Raw genomic sequence first — 25810 nt, 5'->3', positions numbered from 1 at the left:
TTATTGTGCTGGATTTTGCTACTTTGGGTTGCATTGTATCTAAAAAACTCTTAAGTTAAAAAACCTTAGAATCCGCGCCTTTATTTGCCATGGATTTTTAGATTCTCTTTATTTGGAGCTCCTATGCCAACACAAAACCAGCCCCTAGAAACACCCGTATCTCCCACATCTATACATAAGCAAAAGCCCTCTCCCCAAGGCATTCTAGCCCTAGCTCTTAGTGCATTTTGCATGGGGGTGACGGAGTTTATCGTCGCAGGGATTTTGCCAGATGTGGCGGAGTATTTTATGGTTTCCCAGCCTGTGGCGGGCTGGCTTGTTACGATTTATGCTGTTGGTGTGGTTGTAGGCGCCCCGATTTTGACAATCCCTATCAGCAGACTTGATCGCAAGCATCAGCTTATGTTAAATCTTGGTATTTTTTTACTAGCAAATCTTATCGTCGCAGTGAGTGAGAGTTTCTATCTCACGCTTATTGCACGCTTCATAGCGGGGTGTATGCACGGGGTATTTTTCGTTATTGCCACAATAGCTGCGGTAAAAATCGCTAAAGCTGGCAAAGAAAACACCGCCCTAGCACTCATGGTTTCAGGGCTTACAATCGCACTTGTTACGGGGATTCCGTTGGGGACATTTGTCGGGCAGCAGTTTGGATTTCAGGCGATTTTTTGGCTTATTGTTGGACTAACAAGTATCGCGCTACTTAGTGTGCTGCTTATCATGCCGCGCGTGAGATCACAGCGCACGCATATCCAAGGACTTTTTCTCGCACTAAAAGCCTCAAAGCTCCTGCGCGCCTATATTATTACGGCTTGCACTTGCGGGGCGAGCTTTGTCATCTATACCTACATTGCAGAGCTGCTGCTAAGTCTTTCGAACTTCGATCGCGCTTCGATTGCCTCGATTCTCCTGCTTTATGGTGGTAGTGCGGTGGTGGGGAATCTGCTGGGTGGAAAGATTACCGATGCTAAGGGCTCGGTTCTATCGCTTAGGCTTATGCTTGGTGCGCAGGTGGTGATTTATGCGCTTATGGCGCTTAGTGCGTATTCACAGGTGCTTGTGCTTATCAATCTCTGTCTTATGGGCATGGTGGCATTTGCTTCAATTTCACCGCTAAAATCTCTGGCAATCCTCTCATCACACAAATATGCCAAGGGTTTTGAAGATAGCGCTATTAGCGTGAATGAGGGGGCGTTTAATGTGGGGATTGCGAGTGCGAGTGCGCTGGGCGGGGTGGTTTTCGCACATTTGGGAATCGGGTGGAATCCAATCTTTGCTGCACTTTTTGCGCTCCCAGCGCTTATTTTGGCACTCTATACGCCAAGGAGCTTGTAGGGGTGCATAGAGATATACTGGATCCAGACTAGAATCCAGCCACCTTAAAATCCAGCATGCTCCTACAAGAGATTGTGTCTAGACATGGATAAAGTTAGGCGGAAAACAGGGTGGGCTTGATTATTGACTTTTTTTCCTAAAGTTATATAATTTTTGAGAGTTTGCGCTTAAAAGGGGTTCCATAGACCAGTCCTAAATAGCAAAATCCAGTGTCAAAGGCTCACAAAGCGTAAGCAGTTAAGGAGAGATTATGCACAATTCCACACAGGCTAAGTCGGCTATTTTTCCCTATCGATACAGGCGTTATATTGTCTATGCGTGCATTGCGGTTATCGCGCTGTCCTTGCCGTTTATCCAAATAAATGGCAATCAAATCTTTTTGCTCTCATTTGATCATAAAGAGCTGCACCTCCTAGGCACGGTATTTAGTGTGCAAGAGCTTTATCTCATGCCATTTTTGCTTATCATGCTCTTTGTGGGGATATTTTTTATGACAACCCTTGGGGGGCGTGTGTGGTGTGGCTGGGGCTGTCCGCAGACGATGTTTCGTGTGATTTACCGCGATGGGATTGAGACCAAGCTTTTGGGCTTGCGCAAGCGAATCGACAATAAACAAAAGGCGCCAGATTTTAGTCTCATGAGCAATAAGCTTAAAAAGCTCCTTGCCATGGCGATTTTCTCACTTATAGCTTTTACTGCCGCGGCGAATTTTCTCTTTTTCTTTGTGCCACCGCATGACTTTTTTGCCTATATGAGTAACCCTCTTGAGCATACCATATTGCTAGGATTCTGGCTTGGGATTGGGCTGTTTTTGCTCTTTGATGCCACGCTGATTGGGGAGAATTTTTGTGTTTATGTCTGTCCTTATGCTCGCGTGCAGTCTGTGCTCTATGACAATGACACAATTATGGCGATTTATGATAGTGATCGAGGCGGGGCTGTCTATGCTCCAAATGGCGAGAAAAATCCGCTCGCTCCTAAAAAACAAAATGAAGCTAACGAATGCACAAACTGCGTGGCTTGCGTGAAAGTCTGTCCTACGCATATTGATATCCGTAAGGGCATGCAGCTAGAGTGTATTAACTGCCTTGAATGCGTTGATGCCTGCACTAGTGTCATGGCGCACTATAATCGCCCATCGCTTGTGCGCTGGAGCTCGCCAAATGCGGTAAGCTCAAAATCAAAAGTGCGCTATTTCCGCATGAAAACCATTGGCTATATCATTGTGCTGGCTGTGATTTTCTCGATTGTGCTTATTGTGGGAAGTAATAAAGAAACCATGCTGCTAAATATTGATAGAAATACGCAAGCCTACTCCATACGCAAAAGTGGTGCAGTGCATAATTACTATACATTTTTGGTCGAGAATACGGACTCTAAAGATCATAAATTTTATTTCGAGATTTTAGATAATGAAAAACTCGAAATCATCGCGCCAAGCGATCCTGTCTCTGTGCGTGCTGGCAGTAAGAGCAAGAGCGTGGTAACTATATCGGCAAGATCTCCGCTGGATTCTGCACTGGAGGACAAAGATTTGCTAGAGCATATAGTTATCAAAGCCTATGCAGTCGATGATGATAATATCCAAGTTGAGCGCAAGACATTTTTTGTTTATCCGCCAGCTAAGGATTTGCGCAAGTAGAAACCACAGAGTGGATTGTAGGGATTTGTGTCGATGGGGCTTTGAGATAAGATTTGCTTGCGATTGGCGAGTGGATTCTGGTGGCAGAATCTTGATGAATTCTCGCAGTGGGTTGCTTGGATTCTAGGAGCAATACCTGTCTTGATGCTCCTTAATGCTATCCATGGAAATTTTTAAGAAAAATTAGCTAAAATCCCGCTCATCAAAGCACAAACGGGGTTTAATGTCTTTTTCTACTGATCGTTTCTGTGAGTCTGTCTATAAGCCCACTCGTATGTGTGTGGCTTGTCGTGAGCGTTTCTTGCAAGCAGAGCTTGCGAGATTTAGCATGTGTGATGGGCAGGTAGTGGGATTTGTAGGCTTTGGAAGAAGCTTCTATCTGTGTGGAGAATGTAGTAATTGTGAAAGGAAAGTCGCAAAAGCCCTGGCGCGTTTTGGCGCTGTGAGAGATAAGCACAAGGGGCTTGTAGCGATTAGGGAGATTGTAAATCATGGGTAAAATGAAAATCGCAGATATTGCCGCAGAAATTGCAAAAAAGCCTAAGGAAGTCTTTGAAAAAGCCAAAGAGATTGGGCTTGATGTCAAGAATACGACAAGCTCTATTGATGAATCGCTTGCAGAAATTCTTGCCGAGTATGTCCTAACAGGCGTAAATAATATGCCAAACCCAGAACCAGCCAAAAAGAAAGCTGCCAAGGCTGCCAATAAAGATAAAGCTTCAACCAAGATTGCTGTCAAGAGCAGTGCCAAAGACAAAGCCCCTAAAGAATCTACAAAAGAGTCCAAAAGATCTGTAAAAAAATCAGCCCAGCCAAAAGAAGAAATTCTGCAAGAAGATGAGGAAAAATCTGTTCAAGCTAAAGAGAATTCAAAAAAAGAGTTAAGAGGCGCCAAAAAATCCACTAAAGAGTCCAGCCATGAGAGCGCAGAATCTAAGCAGGAAGTGGAGTTTAAGCGAGATTCCACTCTAGCTCAGCGTAATATTGGAATCCGTATCGTGCGTAAAACTACGGAATCTAGCACGCCAGAATCTCCTTCCTCCAGAAAGTCTCCCGCCTACATGCCTTCAATCCACGATCTTATGAGCCAAGAGCTTGCCCAAAATGAGCCTAGAACCAAAAAACCCAAAAAACCCAAAAAAGCCGCCATATCGCACAAGGGTAATGAGCAAAAAATCGAACTGCTTGATCGAAATTTCGACTCACATCGAAGCGATTATGATGAAGAGCAAGATGAAATTATGCTTTTTGACTTTAGTGATCGTGAGGTGGTCGATGAAGACAAAGAAAACGAAGTGCGCCAAGCTATCACGGATCGCGTAAAAATCCAGCGCAAAAATCCATGGCTAAGCGAGCATCGCTCCATTAGTCGTAGCCGTCGAAAAAAGCCCCAACGCCAATCAGTGGATATGAGCAAGGTTGCGAAAAATGCCATCACAATTCCAGAAGAAATACGCGTATATGAGTTTGCTGATGCAGCGGGCAGACCACTGACGGAGGTGATTAAGATTCTCTTTGGACTTGGGCTTATGGCGACGAAGAATGATTTTCTTGATCGCGATGCGATTGAGATTCTAGCTGAAGAGTTGCAAATCGAAGTCTCTATCCAAAGTCAAGAACCAGAATCCCAAGAAGTCATCATTGATGAAAAAGATCTTACCGAGCGCCCGCCTGTGGTTACAATCATGGGGCATGTTGATCATGGGAAAACTTCGCTGCTTGATTATATTCGTGAGTCGCGCATAGCTAGCGGTGAGGCAGGTGGGATTACGCAGCATATTGGGGCGTATATGGTGGAGAAAAATGGCAAACTCATTAGTTTTATCGATACTCCAGGTCATGAAGCATTTAGCGAAATGCGTAGCCGTGGGGCACAAATCACAGATATTGCTATCATTGTCATTGCAGCAGACGATGGTGTGAAGCAGCAGACGATTGAGGCACTAAATCATGCAAAAGCGGCAAATGTGCAAATCATTATCGCCATGAATAAAATGGACAAAGAAAGTGCCAATCCAGATAAGCTAAAATCCGAGTGTGCAGAGCTCGGGTTTGTCCCAAATGATTGGGGTGGGGAGTATGAGTTTATCCCTATCTCTGCCAGAACAGGTGAGGGTGTAGATGTGCTGCTTGAGACGATTTTGCTCCAAGCCGAAGTGCTCGAGCTCAAAGCCTCGCCAACTTCTGGCGTGCAGGGTGTGGTTCTTGAAGGCAGTGTGCAAAAGGGCAGGGGTCCAGTGGCGACAATTATTATCAAGCAGGGCACACTCAAGGTCGGCGACCCTATTTATGCTGGCACAGCGTATGGGCGCGTGCGCTCGATGAGCGACGATCTGGGGCGCAGTATTGATAGGCTCACACCCTCAAGCGTGGCTTCTATCGCTGGACTCTCTGAAGTCCCAAGTGCTGGGAGCATACTGCATGTCGTAGAGAGCGACACACAGGCGCGTGAAAATGCCCAAAAGCTTGCAAACTACTTGCGCCAAAAAGAGCTTAGCAAATCGACAAAAGTATCCTTTGATGAGCTTAGTGAAATGGTGGCAAAAGGACAGCTTAAAAATATCCCTCTCATTATCAAGGCTGATACGCAAGGGAGTCTCGAAGCGATTTCACAGAGCTTGCAGAAACTAAGCAATAATGAAGTGCAAGTTAATCTCATTGGCTCTGGAGTGGGAGGTATTAGTGAGAGTGATGTCGCACTTGCTGCAGCCAGTGAAAATAGCATGATTCTAGGGTTTGGACTGCGCCCCACTGGGATAGTAAAAATGAAAGCCAAAGAGCATGGCGTGGAGATCAAGACCTACTCGGTGATCTATGATGTCATCGATGATGTCAAAGCCCTTATCTCTGGTCTCATGTCTCCAGTGGTCGAAGAGGAAAATACTGGACAAGCTGAAGTGCGTGATACATTTAGTATCGCTAAAGTTGGCACAATCGCTGGGTGCATGGTAACTGATGGTAAGATTTTGCGCGGGGTCAAAATCCGCCTAATCCGCGATGGCGTGGTGATCCATACCGGTAGTGTGGCAAGTTTAAAGCGATTTAAAGATGATGCCAAAGAAGTTGCCAAAGGCTATGAATGTGGGATTATGCTAGAGAATTACAATGATATTAGAGTGGGCGATGTGTTTGAGTCTTTTATCGAAGTGCAAAAAGCGCAAAAGATCTAGGCTGGTATTTGTGGCACGGGCTAGGTTGGGGTTAGATTAAGGTGTATGAGGTCTGGGACGCATGTCAATACATTTAGAGCGCACACAATCATTGCTAAAAGAGCTTTTGATCGAAGCACTTAGTAGTCTTGAAGATAGTCGAATTAGCAGTGTGAGTATCACAGATGTGGTATGCTCGAGAGGTAAGTATCATGCACAGGTATTTATCCATACTGATATCGAGGATAAAGCCCAGATTCTCAAAATGCTGCGTCGTGCGCAGGGGATTTTGCGCGAGTATGTGCTAAGCAATAGTGGCTGGTATAAATGCCCTAGGCTGGAGTTTGTTATCGATGAGAGTATGGATAGAGTGCAGAATCTCGAACGACTTTTTGCTAGTATTGCAGAGCAAAGCGTTAAGCCAAACAAGCCAGGCGTGGATATAGATAACTAGCAAAAAGAGTAGATTAGGAGTAGAGATATGGAGCTTAGCGCAATAGAGAGAGATTTAGAAGAAGCGATTGTCTCTTGCGGTTGCAGGCTTTATGATATTGCTTTGCTTAAGGAAAACGAGAATCTAGTTTTGCGCATTAGCATTATGAAAGATGGCGGCGTGAGCCTCGATGACTGCGCACTTGTATCAGAATCTATATCTCCGCTACTTGATGTCAAAGATGTGATAAAAGACGCATATATGCTTGAAGTTAGCTCTCCTGGGATTGAGCGCGTGCTGAAAAATCCACGACATTTTATGCTCTCTTGTGGAGAGGTGGTGCAAATTAGACTGCTTGATAAGCAAGAGATTGTAGGCACACTGATGAAAGCCGATGAGCAGGGTGTTTGGCTAGCAAAAGAAGCAGTAAGTGAAGCTTTAGATTCTAGTGGCTTTATTCCCTATGCTGCAATCAAGCGCGCTAAAACAATATTTGAGTGGTGAGTGCTATGCAATCTATCTACACACAAATTAAGCAAGCGATAAAATCTAGCATTAAGCTCTGCTGCCCCCCCCCCTATAAGAAAATCTCTATCCGCATATCTGTATAAAAAGCGCAGAGATAGGGAGTTTAGCAGGCTCTATCTTGCGCGTAAAGTCGCCCCACCGCTTGCTTTCTTACCCCATTTATCCCGCTCGCCCAGCTCGCCCCACGCCACACAAGCACAAAAAATCCGTGTGCTTTTTTATAATGACTGGGGTGCGAGCTGGGAGGCACTTGAGCCTATAGCTAACGCACTTTTGACAAATCCGGTATTTGAGATCATCGTGCTTGCTATGCCCTCAAGGGTTACTGGCGCCAGATTCTATGATTTAGGAGCGAGCCAATCACTAAGGGAATTTGCTGCTAAAATGCAGTGTCAAGTTATCATGCAGCGAGATTTGGCGATACAGCATTTAGCAATGCCGTATTTGGATACTGCGTCTGCTAGCTCTAGTGCTCACCGGCAGAATCTGCTTTGTATTATTGGGTTTGATGAGCTGGGACTGGAGTCTATGGCGGATTTATCAGGGCATAGAGTCTTTGATGTGTGCCACCTCTCTCCTTGTGATTGCAGGGCGCACTACTGCTTTACCACGCGCCCGTATAATGAGTTGCGTCCCGAGCCTTGGCACAGCAAACACATTGCTCTTACTTCTAAGCTCTGTTATGTAGAGTATGGGATACATGCCTTTGGGCTACACGAGGATAATGGAAGTATTATTGCCTACCATAGCGATCATTTGCGATATTATGATTATCTATTCTCGCCCACAGCATTTCATGCCGCAGTCGCACAATCCCAGCAGCATGGCAATAGCCTCCTTAGAATCCAAGTTACTGGAAGCGCACGATTTGAAGAGCTAATCGCCTATGCTACGCGTGATTTAGATTCTAGTAGCCCTGCTGTATATACATCTTCTATCCCTAGCACCGATCAATCCTGCCAAGAATCTAGCCACACAAATCGTGCTCGCAAGCTCCGTGTGCTTTATCTGCCTAGATGGTCGCCTGAAGATTTGCATTCTACTTTTTTGCATTATATGAAGCCTCTGCTTGACTTGGCGAAATCTGGAAAAATTTCCCTGCATTTTCGTCCTCACCCAAACCTCTATGATCATCTAGTGCATGGAGGCAGGTTTATGACCCAAGCGCAGTGGAATGAATTGCAAAATGATATTAGGCAATATGGATACTGGGACGAGAGCCATAGTATCCTTGAAAGCTTTGCGCGCGCAGATGTATTGATATCAGATACTAGCTCCATGCTCATTTATGCCTTTTTAAGTGGAAAGCCCACGATTTACACGCAAGGGAGCTTTAAAGCAGAGCTCAATAGCTGGGCGCTGCGTGTGGTGCAGGGCTGTCTCATCGCTAGTAGCATAGATGATTTACTAGGGCTTTTGGCGCGATTTTGCGATGATTATGAAGCGACCGCGGCGCTTAGGGGGCGATTCTGGCAAGAGATTGTGTCGCAGAATTTTTATCTCCCAGAATCCACTAGTGCGGGAGAGATTCTTTGGCACATCACTAAGGATTACGCCTATACAATACGGCAATTTCACCCTTTAAGCGATAGCGCAGACAAAAATGTATGCGTGGAAACTACACGGATAATCGCGCCATGAGGAGCAAAAGAAATATCGCCATAATCCTTTCTGGTGGCGAGGGTTCTCGGCTTGGCTTTGAGAAGCCAAAACAATTTGTCAAATTTTCTGGTAAAACCTGCATAGAACATACGCTTGATATCTTTTGTGCGTGCAAAGCGATAGATTCTATAATCTTGGTGTCTAATCCGCAGTGGCTCGATGAGACAAAAAGCCTTACTAAAGCATATAGTGAGAAAAAGCATATTGAGATTGTCGCAGGTGGCGCAACGCGCAATCAATCGACGCATAATGCACTGATATTTTTGCGCGAAATTTTTATGAACGATTATTGCAGTGCGCTAGATTCTGTAAGGGTTTTGATTCATGATGTTGCTCGACCGCTGCTTTCACAGAGAATCATACAAGACTGCTTGAGTGCATTAGAGTCTTATAAGGCTGTTGATGTAGCGGTGCCTGCTATTGATACGATTGTGTGTGCCAAGGATTTGGTGATAGAGTCAATCCCAAAGCGAGAGAATCTGTTCTATGGACAAACGCCGCAGTGTTTTTGGTTTGACACATTATGGAGTGCTTATGCCAAAGCTTTGGAGGCAAACTCATCGCTGGATAGCTTCTCTGATGATTGTGGAGTAGTGAAGCAATACATGCCGCAGGTGCCAATCCATATCGTGCAAGGAGCATATAATAATCACAAATTGACTCGCATTGAAGATGTCCCATTGCTTGATAGACTATTTCAGCTAAAGACAACCCAGCTGCATGAGAATCTAGATTTTGAAGCGTTGCGTGCGCTTGTGGTTGTGGTGTTTGGCGGGAGCTCTGGGATAGGTGCGGAGATGACACATATCCTTAGGGAGTATGGTGCGATAGTGCATGTGCTATCAAAAAGCGCTGGCTGTGATATTGCAGATTCTAGTGCTGTGCAAAAAGCCTTGCACGATATCTATGAGAGAGAGCATAGAATCGATGTGATAATCAATATGGCAGGCATTCTATACAAGGCTTATTTGAAAGATATGGACGAGATGATGATACATGAGATGATAGCGACAAATTATATTGGCGCTGTCAATATCGCCAAACATGCATACGCCTATCTTGCAGAATCTAGCGGGACGCTGGTTTTTGCATCATCAAGCTCTTATAGTAGGGGTAGGGAAGAATATGCTATTTATTCTAGTTCAAAAGCCGCGATTGTCAATCTTATACAAGCTCTAAGTGATGAATATGCACGAGATGGTATCCGCGTGCATTGTGTCGTCCCAGAGCGCACATTAACTCCCATGCGAGTAAAAAACTTTGGACATGAAAATCCAGCTACTTTGCTTGATCCTAAAGAAGTGGCTAGAGAGTGTATCGGGCTGCTCATTACAAGGCAAACCGGCGTAATCTTACATATCAAAAGGAGATAAAATGGACACATTTAGGCAGCGCATACGCAAGTATGCTAGATTTATGAGGTTATTGCTGGCTAACAAAACATATATATATATATATATATATATATATCAAAAAGAGACGCGCATATAGTGTCGATGAATTTTTAAATTTGCTAGTTTATCTGCACCCTTTGTTTTGCAAGGGCTTTTGTCTAAAATGCTTTGAAAATGATGTGCTGTTGCTTGATAATGGGGCGACAAAGATTAAGGTTGATATGCGATATCCAGCTATTGCATGGGAGATTTTCGCAGAGCATATTTATGAGCTGCCAAAAGCGATTGTGGGGGATCGCACATATAGTGTGCTAGATATTGGCGCAAATCGTGGTTATAGTGCGTTGTATTTTGCAAGCTTGGAATATGTGGAGCGTGTGTTTTCTTTCGAGCTTTTCCCTGATATCGCCAAAAAAGCCGCAGAAAATCTCGCATTAAATCCACATCTTAATTCCAAAATCCACTTCCATAATTTTGGACTTGGCACAACGGAGCAAACTATCACGGCATATTATCTTCCGGAGCGCGATGGTATCTCTTCGGCACACTTGTCTTTCTTGGAGCAATATGCACCAGAAGAGCGTGAGCATATTCAGTCTCAGCAATGTGTAGTAAAGCCCGCTTCTTTGGTTTTGCAAGATTGCATAGAATCCAATAAGCTTAGACACATCATGCTAAAAATCGATGTCGAAGGTGCGGAATATGAGATTATGCGAGATCTCTCCAGTCATTATCCACAGATTTTTGAGTATGTGGGTATCATCATGGGCGATACGCATAGTGGGTTTATTGCGCTGCTGGATATTTTGCGTCCGTATAGCTATGATGTGTATATGGCACAGCCACACACAAATGGCACATGCCCTTTTATTCTTATCAAGCAAGGCTGGCTGAAAGGGTGATCGATAATGCGATATGCTTATAAGGACTGGCATTCTATTTCAGCCTTAAGTATAAAATTATCTCTTTCATGCTAGAATGCGCGCTTATTTTGTCGCAAGTCTCCATTATATACTAGATTCTATAAGCTTGTTTTTGTAGCATTTTGCTATTGTGGTCAAAGGTTTAGGAATCTAGGGAGCACTATCACAGAAAGGATATCACATGGCAAGAAAATGTTTTTTCACAGGTAAGGGTCCAATGGTCGGCTACAATGTCAGCCACGCAAATAATAAAACCAAAAAGCGATCTCTCCCCAATCTCCGCAGTATCCGCATTAAGCTAAGTGATGGCACATCTATGCGTGTAAAAGTTGCTGCTTCTACGCTAAGGACGATGAAAAAGCACGCATAAGGTTCATCTACAAATGGCATTGTGATGGCGTTTTTCAAAAAGCTCAAGAGCGCATTGCACTGGGGGAATTCCTCCAAGCCAGACATTGATCTCTCCCCGCAGCTCTATGAGCAGTTTAAGACTTTTCGACTCCCGCTAGTTCTTATCCAAGTTTTTATCCTAGTTGGCACGCTTGGGTATTTCCTGCTTGAAGATTACGACATTGTGCAGGCATTTTTCCAGTCCTCCTATACATTTACAAATACCGGCTTTGGTGCGCTCAATGAAAAGACCTTTAATGCTATCACTGTGCTTTTCACTGCGTTTCTTATGCTTAGTGGTGCAGCGATCATCACATTTAGCATGGCTTTTATCGTAAGTGTGGTAAATACTGGGGTGCTCACAGGTCTTTTGAAGGAGAAAAAAATGATACATAATATCGCGCGCTTGCGCAATCACTATGTCATCTGCTACCACAACGAATACACAATCGAGCTTAGTAAGCAGTTTCGCGAGGCACAGATTCCGTTTGTTGTGGTGGATTCTAGTCCGGATTTTGAAAAGCAAGCCATCGAGCATAAATATCCCTACTATATCCTAGGCGATCCGCACACAAATGTCGCTATGCTCAAAGCCCGTCTATCTGCTGCACGCGGAGTGGTAACATTTTCCAAAAATCTTTCGGATAATATCGCACTCATTGTGTCTGCTAAGCTCTTTGCCCAGGAGCTTAATCGCAAGCCTCTCTACATTATCTCAAGCGCAGATTCCGAAGAAGATGAGCAAAAGCTCCAGAAGCTTGGTTCAGATACGGTGATTTCTGCGCCAAAGCTTATGGCGCAGCGCATTAGCGCCATGGCACTTCGCCCAGATATGCAAAATCTCCTTGAGCGTTTCGCGTATAAAAACAACAGCGGTTTAGATTTAGAGGAGGTGCTTGTGCCTAAATATAGCTGGCTAGTGCTCAAAAAACTTAAAGAGGGGCATTTCGGGGAGATTGCGAAAGTTTTTATCGTGGGGATCACGCAAAAAGATGGCAAATATTTTGCCATGCCAGATGCGGATATGGTTATCACTAGCGAGTGCAAGCTACTTATGATAGGCACTTCCAAGGGGATCACTGATGTGCGCCGTCTTATCATGAAGTCCAAAAAGCCAAAAGAAATCGACTATATCTAGCCAGAATCTAGCTAGATTCTGGAAGCTATTTGCCAAAGTGTGCAAATGACCAAAATAGCCCAAGCATATTTATCTTAATCCAAGCAAGGAGCAAGCATGCAGCTAGATACACAAACAATCGAGCGAGAAAATCGTATCTATACAAGCATCAACGACTTTAACGAAGCCAAGCAAGTTATCGCAGGTGGGGTAAATTCCCCGGTGCGTGCGTTTAAAAGCGTGGGCGGGACACCGCTTTTTATCCAGAGGGGTGAGGGCTGCTATCTTATCGACAACGATGGCAATGCCTACATTGATTTTGTGCAAAGTTGGGGTCCGCTACTTTTTGGTCATAGCGATGAGCAGATTCTAAGTGCGGTGCAAGGGGCGATTAAAAGCGGTCTAAGCTTTGGTGCGCCCACTCGTGCAGAGACCCAGCTAGCAAAAGCTATTATTGCTAACTATAATGGTATAGATAAGTTGCGGTTTGTAAGCTCTGGGACGGAAGCGACGATGAGCGCAATCCGCCTAGCGCGCGCTTTTAGTGGGCGTGATGATATTATCAAATTTGATGGCTGCTATCACGGGCATAGCGATAGCCTGCTGGTGAGTGCTGGTAGTGGATGCGCGACATTTGGCACCCCTAGCTCTCCTGGTGTGCCAGCAGATCTAAGTGTGCATACACTGGTGGCGCGCTACAACGATATAGAATCTGTGCGTGGTTGTATAGAAGCTAGTGGCAAAGTGGGCGCAATCATCATCGAGCCAATCGCCGGCAACATGGGGCTAGTCCCTGCCACACCAGAATTTCTGCTGGCTTTGCGCGCCCTATGTGATGAGCATGGGATTGTGCTTATTGTCGATGAAGTGATGAGTGGCTTTCGCGCTGCACGCAATGGAATCCAGCATTATGTCAATCTCGAGCCAGATTTGGTGTGCTTTGGCAAGGTGATTGGCGGTGGTATGCCGCTGGCTGCCTTTGGCGGGCGTGCGGAGATTATGGATATGCTCTCTCCCGCAGGCGCAGTCTATCAGGCAGGCACGCTAAGTGGCAACCCTATCGCTACTGCCGCAGGGCTAGCCATGCTACAAAAGCTCACGCGTGAAAAAGACCTCTATGAGCGTCTTGAGTCGCTTGCGCGCCGTTTTACTACCGGGCTAGAATCTAGTGCGCGGGAGTTTGGATTCTCCATAAGCACGGCGGTGCGCGGGAGTATGTTTGGGTTTTTCTTCCTTGATGGAGTTGTGCGGGATTTTGATGACGCTAAGCGTGCAGACACCAAGCTTTTTGCCAAATTTCATCAAGAAATGCTCCAGCGCGGCGTGTATCTGGCTTGCTCGCAGTTTGAGACAGGATTTATTTGCGCGCCTATGAATGAAAGCGTGATTGATGAAAGCATTAGCGCAGCTAGGGAGAGTTTCGCAGCAATCGCTGCAGAATCCGCAAATCAAGGGTAAGCACATGGAGAAAAATGAGAAGCTAGATTCTAGCATGCCAAAGCCAGAATCTAGGGAAGCCAGGGCGGGGCTTGCCACAGACTCTGCTGCCCTAGACTCTGGAGAATCTAAGGCAGCAGACTCGAGCGCATCAGTCTCCAGCCCCAAGTCTCCGCGCGCGCAGAATATTATTAACAGCGCGTATGATTTAAGCCTTGGGATTTCGATTGTAGTAGCGATTTTGCTTGGGCTTGGGCTTGGGATTTTGCTCCAGAGATTCACAGGTAGTGCCTGGGGGCTTGGTGTTGGTGCATTTTGGGGGGTGGGTGCTGCGATTTTAAATATTTATAAAGCCTACAAGCGCACACAAAAATCCCTCGATGATCTAGCCAATGATCCAAAATATAGCTACAAAAAAGAACAGCAAAATCCCTAGAGTTTGCCACTGCCCTACTTTTTAGAATTTGCCAGAATCCTGCATGCTTTGAAGATGATTCTAGGCGCGCTCCTATCTCTTTAGCGCGGGTATTATGCGGGTTTTAGTGGATTTTTGCTAAAATCACCGACTTCTGGCGTAGCTAGAATCTAAACTTTGATTTAAGGAAATGGTATGGAACTCACTCAAGTGTATGACAGGAAATTCTACGGCGATCAGGTGATGGCACGCACATCGGCTAAGCAGATTATATCGCTGCTGCGTGGCTGGTATAAGCCAAGTAGCGTGGTAGATGTGGGCTGCGGGCTAGGAACTTGGCTTAGCGTATGGAGAGAGCTTGATCCTGGTGTGGTAGTCGCTGGGCTTGATGGCAATGATGTGGGCGCGAACGAGCGCTATATCAGTGTAAGTGAGTATGGGCAAGTGGATTTGACGCAGGATTTTAACAAAAGCTTGCAGGTCGCGCACGAGATTCTCGCACATAGTGTAGAAACGGGGGGGGGGGACTCTCTAGCTCCAAAAAATCTGCCTAAATCTAAGGATCTAGCTACGCTTTCTAAGCCTTTTGAGCTCGCACAGAGCTTGGAAGTCGCCGAACATTTATATCCAGAATTTGCTCCAAACTTCGTAAAACTCCTTACTTCGCTTTCAAATGTCGTGCTTTTCTCTGCGGCGATCCCCTATCAGGGCGGGGTGCATCATGTCAATGAGCAGTCTCCTGGATATTGGGCGGATTTGTTTGCTAAGGAGGGCTATGTTTGTATTGATTGCCTGCGAGAGAAGATTTGGGAAGATGAGTCAATCTTATGGTGGTATCGGCAAAATATTATGATTTTTGTCCATGAGAGCAAGGCGGATCTTTTTGGGTTTGCTCCTGTGGTGTCCCCGATGTATGCTGCGCATTTCTACATCTGGGAAGAAAAAAGCAAATGGATAGAAGCTTTTTTGCACGCCCATGAGGATAAGCCTATACGAACCGCGATGAAGCTTCTGCTAAAGGGCATGCTCATGCAGCTTCATCTCTGGGGCTTGGCACAAAGACTCCGCCAAAATCTACGCAAACGCTAAGCTCTAGAATCTACTGCCTAATCATCGCCAAGCCCAGCAAGGCTTGGCTGCTCTATCTTATGCTCGCATTTGACGCATTACGACTGCCTGCCAAATCCCCCTGCTGCATTGTATATCAAGCTATTTGCCCATTTTGTTTTGTCTTATATTTTGGCTTATTTCCTAAGCGCTTTTACTTTATTTTTATCAAAAACCCCTTACCATTGCGGCATATTTTGCGGATTTCCATGGTGATTAGGACAACTTTAGAGCAATCAAAATAGCCCCAAATAGCTCCCAAAGGCAAAGGATAGTAGAAGATGAGCGCAAGACATATCCCTGTGCTGCTTGATCATGTGCTTGCGACATTTGCTCCTGTGCTTGCATTAAGTGCGCATGTGCCAGAATCTAGTCCAGCGATATTTATCGACTGCACGCTGGGGCTTGGCGGACATAGTAGTAAAATCCTAGAGTCTTGCCCACACCTGCAGCTAATTGGGATTGATCAGGACGCCCAGGCGATTGCAATCGCTCGGGAGAATCTCGCCAAACTCGCGCCAAAATTCCCTCCTATACTCTTTCATGATAATTTTGCCCAGGGTATTGAGAGTGCTTTTAAGCATGCTCGGTCATGTGGTGGGCGTGTGGTGGGGATTCTGGCAGATATTGGGGTGAGTTCGCTACAGCTTGATGATTTATCGCGTGGATTTGGATTCCAAAGTGATAGACTAGATATGCGTATGGATTCTAGGCTTTCAAGCACTGCGAGTGATATTATCGCCTCGTATGGGGAGTTTGCGCTTGGCGAGATTTTGCGTAAGTTTGGCGAAGTGGCGGAGTCTGCAAAAATGGCGCGCTTGATTAAGGAGTTTGCCATGAAAGCCAAGCGTGATGTAAATGGATTCTATAGTGCTAGAGAGCTTAGTGATTTTCTAGCAAAGCATTTTCGCTCTAGCCGAGGTAGAATCCACCCAGCTACTCTGGCATTTCAAGCACTGCGAATCGAAGTTAATAGTGAGCTAAGCGTGCTAAAAAGCCTGCTAGAATCTATCGCACGCGAGGTGGATTCTAGCGACTCGGTGTTGTGTGGGATAGATTATGGGCAAGATATGCCACAAGCCTTGCGAAGTATCATTGGGATTATTAGCTTTCACTCGCTTGAAGATCGCATTGTCAAAGATACATTCAAATCCTGGGCGAGATCATGTGTCTGTGAAGAGCATGTGCTGCGCTGTGAGTGCGGCAATAATCATGCCAAAGGTGCAGTCCTAACCAAAAAGCCCATAATTGCCAGTGAGCAAGAGCTGCGAGCCAATCCGCGCGCTAGAAGTGCGAAATTTCGGGCATTTGGCTTACATGCACCAGAATCTAAAACCAAAGCCACTACACCAAAGGCAAAGGAGAGCAATGCAAGAGCATAGTGAATTTAATGAATACCAAGAAATACGAGTGGATTCTAGTGAGAAATCTTTGCTCCATGATGAGGAAACACAAAGTGGGCTTAGCGTGCGTTATCTTGTTGTCGCGTATGCGGGGTTTTTCTTGGCGTTGCTTGCATTTGTGCCTAAAATCTGGCTTAGTAGCTCGATTTACTATGTCAGTCGCGATATCAACAAGCTCCAGACGCAAAGCGACTTGCTCAAAGAAGAAAATCGCCGCTTGCAAAATGAGCGCGAAAATTTGCGCTATCAATATCTCAAAGCCCAAATTACTTCACAAGGCGTGTAAAAGCGTGTAATTATTTGATTTTAAGATAATTTTGGTTAGAAAAACGCTTTTGTTTTGCCTAAATTTTGCACTAAGGAAGAAGCATGAGTTTGATGATCAATGATGAATGTATCGCATGTGATGCGTGCTTGGAGGAATGTCCAAATGATGCGATAGAGGAGGGCGACCCTATCTATCAAATCGATCCAGATTACTGCACAGAGTGTGTGGGCTACTATGATGAGCCAAGCTGTGTGAGTGTCTGTCCTAAGGACGCGATCGTCCCAGATCCGGATAATAGCGAGAGCCTAGAAGAGCTGAAGTTTAAATTTGAGCAATTAAGCAAAGGCGAGTAATGGCAAAAATCACTGCAGTGATTGACATTGGCTCAAACTCTGCAAGAATGGCGATTTTTGAAAAAACTAGTCGCTATGGATTCCGTCTCGTCTATGAAAACAAATCGCGCGTGCGTATTTCTGAGGGTTGCTACGAAAACGATGGCTATCTCCAAGAGATCCCAATCAGGCGCGCAATTAGTGCGCTAAGAGAATTTAGCGCCATAGCTAAGCGACACAATGCCAGGAAGCTCCTGTGTGTGGCGACTTCTGCTGTGCGTGATGCACCTAATCGTGCGGAGTTTCTCCAAAGAGCGCGCAAAGAGAGTGGCGTGCAGATTAAGATTATTGATGGTGAGAGAGAGGCGTGGTATGGCGGGATTGCCTGTGCAAATCTCTCGCATAAAAAAAGCGGGATTACCATTGATATCGGTGGTGGTAGCACGGAGTGCGCGATTATCGAGAATGGCGATGTAAGAGAAGTCATCTCGCTTCGCCTTGGCACAATCCGCCTAAAAGAGCTGTTTTTCGATCATAAAAATCTCGATGCGGCAAAAGACTTTATCAAGCAGGAGCTACGCAAGATTCCGGTGCATTTCTCGCATGATAATGTTTTTGGTATTGGCGGGACGATCCGCGCACTAGCCAAAATGCACTCTAAGCAGCACAAATATCCTATAAAAACTATCCATGGCTACGAAATGCCTAGCAAAAGTATCAAATCATTTATCCAGACAATCTATAAGACAAAAGAAGAAAGCTTGGCAAGTCTGGGCGTCCCGCAAGATAGGCGTGATACTATCCGTTCTGGTGCGCTGATTTTCTCTATGCTGCTGGAGCATTTTGGTGCGCATACGATTACTACAAGTGGTGTGGGTGTGCGGGAGGGGGTGTTTCTGGCGGATATGCTACGCACGCAGAAATATCGCTTCCCCACTGGAATCTATCCGTCATTTGTTGCGCTTAAAGACCGCTTTGGTGTGGTGGATAAATGGGGCAAACTCATCGCCAAAGAGGCGCGTGCGATTTTTGATGTGCTCTCTAGTGTGCATGCTCTCCCAGAATCTAGCAAACATTACCTTACAATCGCTGCGCAGCTGTGCGAGGTGGGTGGGTTTTTGAATTTCTATGGGCGTATGGACCATGGCGCGTATGTCTTGCTGCATGGATTGGATTATGGATTTTCGCACACAGATCGGGCGATTCTCTGTTTGCTGCTTGAATATCTCAATAAGCGTATCCCACAAGATGACGCAATCGCGCATATCACGGATATCATGCCGCCAATCCAATATCTCCAGTGGCTAAGCTTCATTCTCTCGCTGGCTTACTCGCTGTGTCTCACCGGGGGATCTAAGCTTGAATATAGCTATGAGAATGGCACACTTTTTATCACTGCAAATACTGCGCTCACGCTTGCGCGAGAATCTGTCGAAAAATTTATTGCGCCTACGCATGTTTTGATTACTTTCCTCGAGAGTAGGGGGTAGAGGCAGTGGCAATAGTGAGCATAATCGCATGAATATTATAGGTGTGCTACTGGGCTGGTTTGTGAGTGGGTTTGGCGCATTCCTAGCAGTGATTCCACATGCTGGATTTTTGGTGTTTGTCAAGGGGCTTGGGTTTCTTATGTGTCTTTTAGACAATAAGCGCCGCTATAATGACGCGCTGACAAATTTGCATTTCATCTATGGAGATTCCCTTACTCTCGCGCAGAAAAAATCCATTATCAAGCGCTGTTACCAGAATTTTGCATTTGTGATTTTAGAGAGTATTAGAATCCCTAAAATCCCATACTATATCCACAAGCAGCGATTTGATATCATTGATGAGTATTACATTCAGCAAAGCCTTGAAAAGTATGGTAGTGCAGTGTTGATTTCTGGGCATTTTGGCTACTGGGAAGCGCTAGCGACTTTTCTCCCACCGCGCCTTGAGCCACATAAAATGGCAAGTCTTGGACGGCTTACTGGGATTGCTAGTATCGATAGGCTCATCATTTCTCGGCGTGAGCTTCAGGGTGTAAAATTTATCGATAAGTCTGGGGCGTTTCGTAATCTACTTCGATTCTATGGGCAAGGTAATGCAGTGGCAGGGATTTTGGTGGATCAAAGCATCTCATCAAACGAAGGTGTTTGTGTGGAGTTTATGGGCAAGAAAGCGAGCCATACGCCCATAGCTTCCGTGCTCTCGCGTCGATTTAAAATCCCCATCGTGCCGGTGTTTATCGATATGAATAAAGATTATTCACGCTTTGTGATTCGGTTTTTTCCGCCGATTTTCACCCCATGCACAGATGATCCCGCCAGCGATTTACAAAAAGCCACGCAAGATCAAGCTGATATTACAACAAAAGTCGTGCAAAGCAATCCTGCAGGCTGGTTTTGGTTTCACAGGCGATTCAAAGACTACTACCCCAATCTCTATGCTAAGAAGCCTGGAAGGTAGGTAATACCCGGGAGTTTTCTATTTACATACATCCGGTGCTTAACATTTTGGAATCGATCATTGTTTTAGGTGTAAAGCGACGAGAAACGAGTGCAAAGAGTCCATGGTGTGCAAGTCTAACAATCCATTTAAAATGCAAAGGCGAGATGTGTTTTTGACTAAATAAATGCAATCCCCCATAGGAGCAAAAATGCAGATTGTGTGCTTTAGCGATGAGTTCTAGGGATTTGTAAGTGTAAAAGCTAATATGCTGTCCGTGAGAAAAGCCATAATACCACCACGCATTTGCCCCATTAGATTCTGGAATAGGGCAGGGGAGAAGCTCGGTAGAGAAAAGTAGGTTGGGACAGATTTTTAACATAGAATCTATTTGCTCTCTAGGATTTGGTAAATGTTCAAAAACTTCAAAGCAGGTTGCCAAAGTTGGCTTTATATTCTCCTGCCATTCAAATCCCCTAGCAAAAAGATTTTCACAATATTCATCACTCCAATAGCTCTCTATCCCCACATCACGGAGCAATCGCACGAGTAAGCCACTCCCACCACCAAAATCAAGCAAACTCTTTTCACTTATCCCCCCCCCCCCCCTTAAAATCTCTCTTTTAGCCATAGCAAAAAATATTGTTGCTACGCAGGATACGATTTTATACAAGTAAAGATTCCTAGCTACTATGCCTGTGTCTGAAATGTTGATTGCATTTTTGTAGGCTTGTGGTAGCCAGTGGGCGTCATCGCAGCTTAAAAATCCGCAGTTTTGACATTTGTAAAAAGGCTCATTGAATTGATGCAAAATCTGTGCGAAAAAAGCAAACTGGCTTTGTGTGCCGCAGATTTTACAAGGGATATGGTGTTTGTTGTGTTGTGTTCTCATCTTATCTCCTTTTTGTTTATTAAAATGTTAGTTAAAATCTTTGCAAGTATGCAAGGGCAGGTGTTTAATACTATCAAATCTCTCATCACCTTGCAAAAATGAGAGATTGCCAAATGTGTCGCGACTTTGCCTTGCGTGGTGTGTGGAGCAATACTCCTGCAAAGGAGCGGTAGCAAAGCAGAGCTTGGATTCTAAGCTTGTATGGATAAAAAACAGATTTGTCCCGCTAGAATCTGCCCCGATAAACACATACCCCTTAGCTTTGCCAAGTGAGATTAAAGCTTTTATACTTGCACCAAAATATAGCCCACTAAAATACGATGAAAATCGCTCAAAGTCTGCCCGATAAGGCACACTGACACTAAGATTTTCTCCAAATATCGCATTATACTCAATCACCACAATAGCAGGATTCACACATTCTATTGCCTCCCATACAAAATAATCCACCCCGTCAATATCAATGCTTAAAAGAGCGATATTATCTAGCTTTCTAGAATCTAGCCATTGCTTGATTAACGCATTGATATTTTCTCTTGTGATAAAGGCACATCGTGCCTCTAAATCGTGCTTCCAATATATTTCATCTTTTTTGATAGATTCAATATGTGCTGCACTGCCATCCATAACAAGCCCTATAAAATTACGTTTTTTCAAAAGATAACGCGTATTAGATTCTGTATAATCTTGCACACCAAATTCCACAAAAGCACGAGAATATAAAGAGTGTGGAGAATCTAGCTCTAAAATTTCAATAAGCAAGTCTAAGATTCCATCTTCGCCATTTTGTGAATACGCACTAAACTCAAAATCCCTAATATCCACGCCCATAGCATTTGTATTCTCCAAATGGTTTAAATTATCTACTGCCCCCCCCCCCCATTACTTGCTCTCTATAAAGCTTTGTATGTTGCTTTGCTAGAAGATTAGCGTGTAGCATAGTAAGTTTATCAAGCTTAGAATCTAGCCTGTGGGTGAAGTAGAATCTAAGTCTTGCTAAGAATTTTTTAAGAATTTTTTTCATTTTTGCTCCTTTTTTTGGTTAGTAGGCTAGGGCTTTTATCTCGTAGCTGAAAATTTGCGGACTTGGCGCGTGAAAAGCACTATTTGTGATGCGATTCCAAAAGGCGAAGTTTAGTTTGTAGAGTTTCAAAAAGATTTTGCGGATTATTCTTTTTACCCCCGTTACCCCTGCAAGCGCGTCTTTATCTATAATGTCTGTATGGGCAAATCCTGCCATTTTTAGCACATATAGTAAGCTTCCGGCTGTAAAAAGGGTGTTGTGAGTGAAGTCTTCATACGCCCAGTAGCAGCCTGTGTGGCTCTGTGCATTTGGCACTGCTATAAACATTTTTCCACCTTCTTTCAAAATATCACTCTTAAAATGAGAGAGAATTTTTATCAACCGCTCCTTTGGCAAATGCTCTAAAATATGCGTAGCAATCACTAGGTCAAACTTCTGCTGCGGTCTAAAATCAAAGATATTTTCACATACCATAGCTTCTATGCCTACACTTTGCACATAGGCGATGGCTTTGGGATTTATATCAATGCCAAGCAGTTGATATTTCCCCCCCCCCCCCGTTAGAATCTGTAAAGTTAAAATTACGCTCTTTAATCGCTAAAAGGTTTTGCCCAAAGCCACAGCCGAAATCTAGGATTCTAGCGTTTTTAGGCAGCTGGCACATTACTTCCTTAAAATATGCTGGCAGACTCGCTCTCTTGTAGGTCTCTGGGCTCACACCCCTTGCTTCAAAATATTCACTCATTGTCGCTCCTTTATTTTGGTTGTGTGTAAATGTGATCTATGACATCAATAACCTGCTTAGGCTGTATGTCATCAATATTTAGCGTGCTTTTGTAGGCAAAGGCATTGCTTAGCTCCTTGTATCTGGCGTAATTTGCCGTGATAAAAGGGTGAAACACAGGGTAGTATTTATCCCTTATCTCTTTGGGATAAGGGATAAATCTCCCTAAATGGTTGCCGTTAGACACGGCGATAATTATCGCCGTGTCTAACAAGGCAGCCAAGTGTACCGCGCTTGTTTCATTCGAAACAAGCAGGTTGCCGTTATACACGAGACTCACTAGCTCCACGAGAGTGGTTTTGCCTGTGAGATTGTAGATAGATTGTTTGCAGTCCTTAACCTTTGCTTGCAGTAGTTGCTCTAGGTAGAATCCAGATTCTATATCCGCATTGCCTCCGCAAATAAGGACATTATGCTTATAAACTCGCATTAAATGCTCCCCCACTTCTGCGAAATACTCCACACTCCACTGCCGATACTTCGCACTAGCCCCTACAAAAAGAATGCTATAAGGCTGCTTGTAGTGTGGTGGCGTGGGGGAGGGCAGATGGAGCTTTGGCGAAGTGTTAAGGGGCTTTTGTAATAGCTGCTCAAAAAACTCCTTATTGCGATAAAACTCAAAGAGAATTTCTGGGCTACTTGGGGTGAGAGTAGAGTAGATTCTATCGTGCCTTGCCTTTTTGCGTGGAGAGAGATTGACATCATCGCCTTGTGGGGCGATTTTGCTTAGGGCATTGATATGTGAAGCGATGGTAGCATTGAGCTTATCTCGAGAGTGCTGGGGGTTAATGAGTAGCTCATAGCGTATTTGCTTGATGTGGCGTAGGACTTTAATCTTATAAAAAATATGCCTTGCTTGAAAATCTGCTGTGCTAATCCATACGCATTCATCGCAATATGCACTATCAAAGCACTCATACAAATCTCTCCAAGCACTATTGCCAATAAGCGTGATATGGTAGCTTGGGTAGGCTTCCCTCACTTCGCGTAAAAATGCACGAAAAAGCAGATAATCGCCTATGGCATCGGTGCGGAGGATAGCAATGCTTTTTTGCCTATGAATCTTTGGTTTTGTGTAGGCAAGGATACTGATACAAGGCTCTAGTAGCTCTAGTATAGGTAGCAGTATCGGTCGTAAAATGGACTTTAGCATTATGCTGCAAGTCCTGTGCTAGAGATGTTGCTAGAGATATTGGATAAGAAGTTGTGGCAAGAATTGCGGTGTGCTTGAGAGAGTGGGAGAACTTTTAGGAATCTATGATTGCTCCCCCCCCCCCCCGCTAGAAATTTATACATATCAATGTATGTATCTGCAACCTTTGTAGATTCAAATCTAAAGGCGGATTCTCTGGCATTGTGGGCAAGGGTGGCATAGGCTGTTGCATCTTGGGCTAGAATCCACTTTATTCCCCGTGCCAAATCGCTTGGGCTTGTAGCGAGATAGCCATTGTGCTTGTGGGTGATCATATCGCCATTGCCGCCGATGTCAAAGGCTACTACCGGTGTGCCACAGGCTAAGGATTCCATAATGACATTGCTTAGATTTTCTGCCAAGCTTGGAGCGACAAATACATCACAAGCGTTAAAGGCAAAACTTAGGGCGTAGTCATCGTGGAGAAAGCCTAGTGTGCGAGCTTTAATCCCTTGAATCTGTGGAGCATTCCCACCAAAGACGAGCAGCTCACACTGACTTTTAAGATGTTGCGGGAGATTTTCTAGCGCGGCTTTTAGCTCATTAAAGCCCTTTCTTTCAACACTAGCCCCACCAATCGCACCAAAGCCGATATAAAAGGTAGATGATTTGGTGAGCGATAAGGCGTGTAATATATGCTTGGCTAATGCTTTTGGTGCTGCCCCCCCCCTAGCAAGCTTTTGATAAGTTGTGATATAAGCGTGGGCGATTTTTGACGATTCAAAAGCTTTTATCGCAGAAGATCGGGCGTTTTTTGAAAGGTTTTCATATATTGCACTTTCGCCGCTTAAAATCCACTCTATACCCCCTGCTAAATCGCTTGTGTCATAGCATTTGGCAAGATAGCCATTGTGTTTATGCGTGATAATATCTTTTAGCCCACTTGTATCAAATGCTACCACCGGTGTGCCACAGCTCAAAGCTTCAAGGGCAGTTTGCCCAAAAGATTCTACATAGCTTGGCATAATAAACACATCACTTGCACTATAAAGCAGAGCTAGGGCAATATCATCGTGCAACGCACCTAAAAAATGCGTAGGCATATCGTGTGAAACTTCGCCTCCACTAGAGCCAAAGACAAGCAGCTCGCATTGATTTTTAAGATGTTGCGGGAGGCTTTGCAATGCGGCTTTTAGCTCATTAAAGCCTTTGCGTGGCGTTGAAGTAGCTCCAATGGCACCAAAGCTAATCATCTTTTTTGGTGTGTGGATACGCAGCATTTCTCGTGCTAGGGATTTTTGTATTGGGCGATAAATGCGTGTGTCAATGGGATTTGGGAGATTGATGATGGGCTTAGAGCCTAAGAGGGCAGAATCTTTCGCACTTTGTGCTATCCAGCGAGATAAGCCGTTGATAGTGAGATTATTGAGTTTAGCATAAGTTTTTGCCTTACGCCTAAATGTCCAAAAGGCAATATCAAAGGGGAATTTTGAGCCTAGTAAGGGACATTTCTTGCAACCGACGCTAACCCCTATACAGGCGGGTGCCACGTAGTGGCACCCGCCTGTATAGGGGTTAGCGTCGTGCAAGCTCCATAATAAAGGAGCGTCGATTTTTTGTAAATCATTGATATTTAAAAAGCCATTTTCCACCCAATGCAAATGCACGATATCTGGCTTTAATTCTTCAAGGCGTTTAATGAGCGTAGTATTCTTGAATGGAGAGAATGGCAAATTGGGGGAGAATATATCTTTCATACGCTTAGGATAGAAAGCTACAGGGATCTGGCTCAAGATAGGACGAAGCTTTTCCATGGCTTTTTGAGATTTGCTTTTTGCTAAACGCTCGACTCCTGGCAAGCTCGAGGTTTTGCTTTGTGTCAGGACGATAGAATCCACTCCGGAATCCAAAAGTGCTTTATGCAAACGCAAACATGCCCGTCCTGCACCGCCATTATCTAAGCTTGTAACATGAACCACCCTCATTGTATTCCTTACATCTGCCAAAATAAAGGGC

At 44.7% G+C, this 25810-nt stretch carries 27 protein-coding genes; 18 read left to right on the top strand and 9 right to left on the bottom strand.

What is annotated here, in order from left to right; genetic code table 11:
- Window positions 1-123: 123 nt before the first annotated feature.
- Both Q0171_RS06890 and ccoG read left to right on the top strand, forming a co-directional pair.
- Complete coding sequence (locus Q0171_RS06890; RefSeq protein WP_299328162.1) at window positions 124-1335, top strand: MFS transporter; 1212 nt, start codon at window positions 124-126, stop codon at window positions 1333-1335.
- 250 nt (window positions 1336-1585) lie between these two features.
- The gene (gene ccoG / locus Q0171_RS06885) at window positions 1586-2977 is read left to right on the top strand and encodes a cytochrome c oxidase accessory protein CcoG (RefSeq protein ID WP_299328158.1); all 1392 of its coding nucleotides are present in this window, start codon (window positions 1586-1588) and stop codon (window positions 2975-2977) included.
- Here the strand turns inward: ccoG and Q0171_RS06880 are convergent.
- Both Q0171_RS06880 and Q0171_RS06875 read right to left on the bottom strand, forming a co-directional pair.
- Complete coding sequence (locus tag Q0171_RS06880) at window positions 2958-3110, bottom strand: hypothetical protein (RefSeq protein WP_299328155.1); 153 nt, start codon at window positions 3108-3110, stop codon at window positions 2958-2960. The two genes, ccoG and Q0171_RS06880, sit on opposite strands and share 20 nt — an antisense overlap.
- A gap of 87 nt (window positions 3111-3197) precedes the next feature.
- Entirely contained in the window at window positions 3198-3470 is a 273-nt protein-coding gene (locus Q0171_RS06875; protein WP_299328152.1) for a hypothetical protein, read from the bottom strand.
- Between Q0171_RS06875 and infB the strand changes: the two genes are divergently transcribed.
- The 16 genes from infB (at window position 3469) to Q0171_RS06795 (ending at window position 19983) form a co-directional block, all read left to right on the top strand.
- Complete coding sequence (gene infB / locus Q0171_RS06870; RefSeq protein ID WP_299328149.1) at window positions 3469-6147, top strand: translation initiation factor IF-2; 2679 nt, start codon at window positions 3469-3471, stop codon at window positions 6145-6147. The two genes, Q0171_RS06875 and infB, sit on opposite strands and share 2 nt — an antisense overlap.
- A 61-nt stretch (window positions 6148-6208) precedes the next feature.
- Window positions 6209-6580: a 30S ribosome-binding factor RbfA gene (gene rbfA, locus Q0171_RS06865; protein ID WP_299328146.1), complete on the top strand. Its 372-nt coding sequence runs from the start codon at window positions 6209-6211 to the stop codon at window positions 6578-6580.
- Between the two features lie 27 nt (window positions 6581-6607).
- Window positions 6608-7063, top strand: coding sequence for a ribosome maturation factor RimP (rimP, locus tag Q0171_RS06860; RefSeq protein ID WP_299328144.1), 456 nt, complete (start codon window positions 6608-6610; stop codon window positions 7061-7063).
- A 234-nt stretch (window positions 7064-7297) separates the two neighbouring features.
- On the top strand, window positions 7298-8728 hold the full coding sequence (locus Q0171_RS06855) for a hypothetical protein (protein WP_299328142.1): 1431 nt from the start codon (window positions 7298-7300) through the stop codon (window positions 8726-8728).
- Entirely contained in the window at window positions 8725-10122 is a 1398-nt protein-coding gene (locus tag Q0171_RS06850; RefSeq protein ID WP_299328140.1) for a bifunctional cytidylyltransferase/SDR family oxidoreductase, read from the top strand. The genes Q0171_RS06855 and Q0171_RS06850 overlap by 4 nt, the downstream gene beginning before the upstream one ends.
- Before the next feature lie 242 nt (window positions 10123-10364).
- Window positions 10365-11045, top strand: coding sequence for an FkbM family methyltransferase (locus tag Q0171_RS06845; protein WP_299328138.1), 681 nt, complete (start codon window positions 10365-10367; stop codon window positions 11043-11045).
- A gap of 202 nt (window positions 11046-11247) precedes the next feature.
- Window positions 11248-11436 (top strand): 50S ribosomal protein L28, encoded by a 189-nt coding sequence (gene rpmB, locus Q0171_RS06840; protein WP_023930576.1) that lies wholly within the window; start codon window positions 11248-11250, stop codon window positions 11434-11436.
- Between the two features lie 24 nt (window positions 11437-11460).
- Window positions 11461-12594, top strand: coding sequence for a potassium channel protein (locus tag Q0171_RS06835; protein ID WP_299328133.1), 1134 nt, complete (start codon window positions 11461-11463; stop codon window positions 12592-12594).
- A 96-nt stretch (window positions 12595-12690) separates the two neighbouring features.
- Window positions 12691-14031 carry a glutamate-1-semialdehyde 2,1-aminomutase gene (hemL, locus tag Q0171_RS06830; RefSeq protein WP_299328131.1) on the top strand — a complete coding sequence of 447 codons (1341 nt, stop codon included), beginning with the start codon at window positions 12691-12693 and terminating at the stop codon, window positions 14029-14031.
- On the top strand, window positions 13964-14446 hold the full coding sequence (locus Q0171_RS06825) for an AtpZ/AtpI family protein (protein ID WP_299328129.1): 483 nt from the start codon (window positions 13964-13966) through the stop codon (window positions 14444-14446). Before hemL ends, Q0171_RS06825 begins: the two co-directional genes overlap by 68 nt.
- Window positions 14447-14620: 174 nt before the next feature.
- Window positions 14621-15514 carry a hypothetical protein gene (locus Q0171_RS06820; protein ID WP_299328127.1) on the top strand — a complete coding sequence of 298 codons (894 nt, stop codon included), beginning with the start codon at window positions 14621-14623 and terminating at the stop codon, window positions 15512-15514.
- 299 nt (window positions 15515-15813) lie between these two features.
- Window positions 15814-16914 (top strand): 16S rRNA (cytosine(1402)-N(4))-methyltransferase RsmH, encoded by a 1101-nt coding sequence (gene rsmH / locus Q0171_RS06815; protein ID WP_299328125.1) that lies wholly within the window; start codon window positions 15814-15816, stop codon window positions 16912-16914.
- Window positions 16901-17221, top strand: coding sequence for a hypothetical protein (locus Q0171_RS06810; RefSeq protein ID WP_299328123.1), 321 nt, complete (start codon window positions 16901-16903; stop codon window positions 17219-17221). The genes rsmH and Q0171_RS06810 overlap by 14 nt, the downstream gene beginning before the upstream one ends.
- 83 nt (window positions 17222-17304) lie before the next feature.
- The gene (locus tag Q0171_RS06805; RefSeq protein WP_299328121.1) at window positions 17305-17556 is read left to right on the top strand and encodes a YfhL family 4Fe-4S dicluster ferredoxin; all 252 of its coding nucleotides are present in this window, start codon (window positions 17305-17307) and stop codon (window positions 17554-17556) included.
- Entirely contained in the window at window positions 17556-19025 is a 1470-nt protein-coding gene (locus tag Q0171_RS06800; RefSeq protein WP_299328119.1) for a Ppx/GppA phosphatase family protein, read from the top strand. Before Q0171_RS06805 ends, Q0171_RS06800 begins: the two co-directional genes overlap by 1 nt.
- Window positions 19026-19053: 28 nt before the next feature.
- Window positions 19054-19983: a lipid A biosynthesis lauroyl acyltransferase gene (locus tag Q0171_RS06795; protein WP_299328117.1), complete on the top strand. Its 930-nt coding sequence runs from the start codon at window positions 19054-19056 to the stop codon at window positions 19981-19983.
- A 22-nt stretch (window positions 19984-20005) separates the two neighbouring features.
- Here Q0171_RS06795 and Q0171_RS06790 read toward each other — a convergent pair whose 3' ends face one another.
- Genes Q0171_RS06790 through Q0171_RS06760 form a run of 7 tightly spaced genes read right to left on the bottom strand, consistent with a single transcriptional unit; the run spans window position 20006 to window position 25779 of the window.
- Entirely contained in the window at window positions 20006-20854 is an 849-nt protein-coding gene (locus tag Q0171_RS06790) for a class I SAM-dependent methyltransferase (RefSeq protein ID WP_299328114.1), read from the bottom strand.
- A gap of 27 nt (window positions 20855-20881) precedes the next feature.
- Entirely contained in the window at window positions 20882-21685 is an 804-nt protein-coding gene (locus Q0171_RS06785; protein ID WP_299328112.1) for a hypothetical protein, read from the bottom strand.
- Between the two features lie 28 nt (window positions 21686-21713).
- Window positions 21714-21878, bottom strand: coding sequence for a hypothetical protein (locus Q0171_RS06780; protein WP_299328110.1), 165 nt, complete (start codon window positions 21876-21878; stop codon window positions 21714-21716).
- An 18-nt stretch (window positions 21879-21896) separates the two neighbouring features.
- Complete coding sequence (locus Q0171_RS06775) at window positions 21897-22376, bottom strand: methyltransferase domain-containing protein (RefSeq protein ID WP_299328108.1); 480 nt, start codon at window positions 22374-22376, stop codon at window positions 21897-21899.
- 25 nt (window positions 22377-22401) lie between these two features.
- The gene (locus Q0171_RS06770; RefSeq protein WP_299328106.1) at window positions 22402-22623 is read right to left on the bottom strand and encodes a hypothetical protein; all 222 of its coding nucleotides are present in this window, start codon (window positions 22621-22623) and stop codon (window positions 22402-22404) included.
- Between the two features lie 10 nt (window positions 22624-22633).
- The gene (locus tag Q0171_RS06765) at window positions 22634-23815 is read right to left on the bottom strand and encodes a glycosyltransferase family 9 protein (protein ID WP_299328104.1); all 1182 of its coding nucleotides are present in this window, start codon (window positions 23813-23815) and stop codon (window positions 22634-22636) included.
- A complete protein-coding gene (locus Q0171_RS06760; protein WP_299328102.1) occupies window positions 23815-25779 on the bottom strand; it encodes a glycosyltransferase in 1965 nt (654 codons plus the stop codon). The genes Q0171_RS06765 and Q0171_RS06760 overlap by 1 nt, the downstream gene beginning before the upstream one ends.
- Window positions 25780-25810: the final 31 nt, after the last annotated feature.

Source organism: uncultured Helicobacter sp. (genome assembly GCF_937906905.1).
In the GTDB taxonomy this organism is placed as follows: Bacteria; Campylobacterota; Campylobacteria; order Campylobacterales; family Helicobacteraceae; genus Helicobacter_B.
This window is presented reverse-complemented; position numbering and strand designations above follow the sequence as displayed.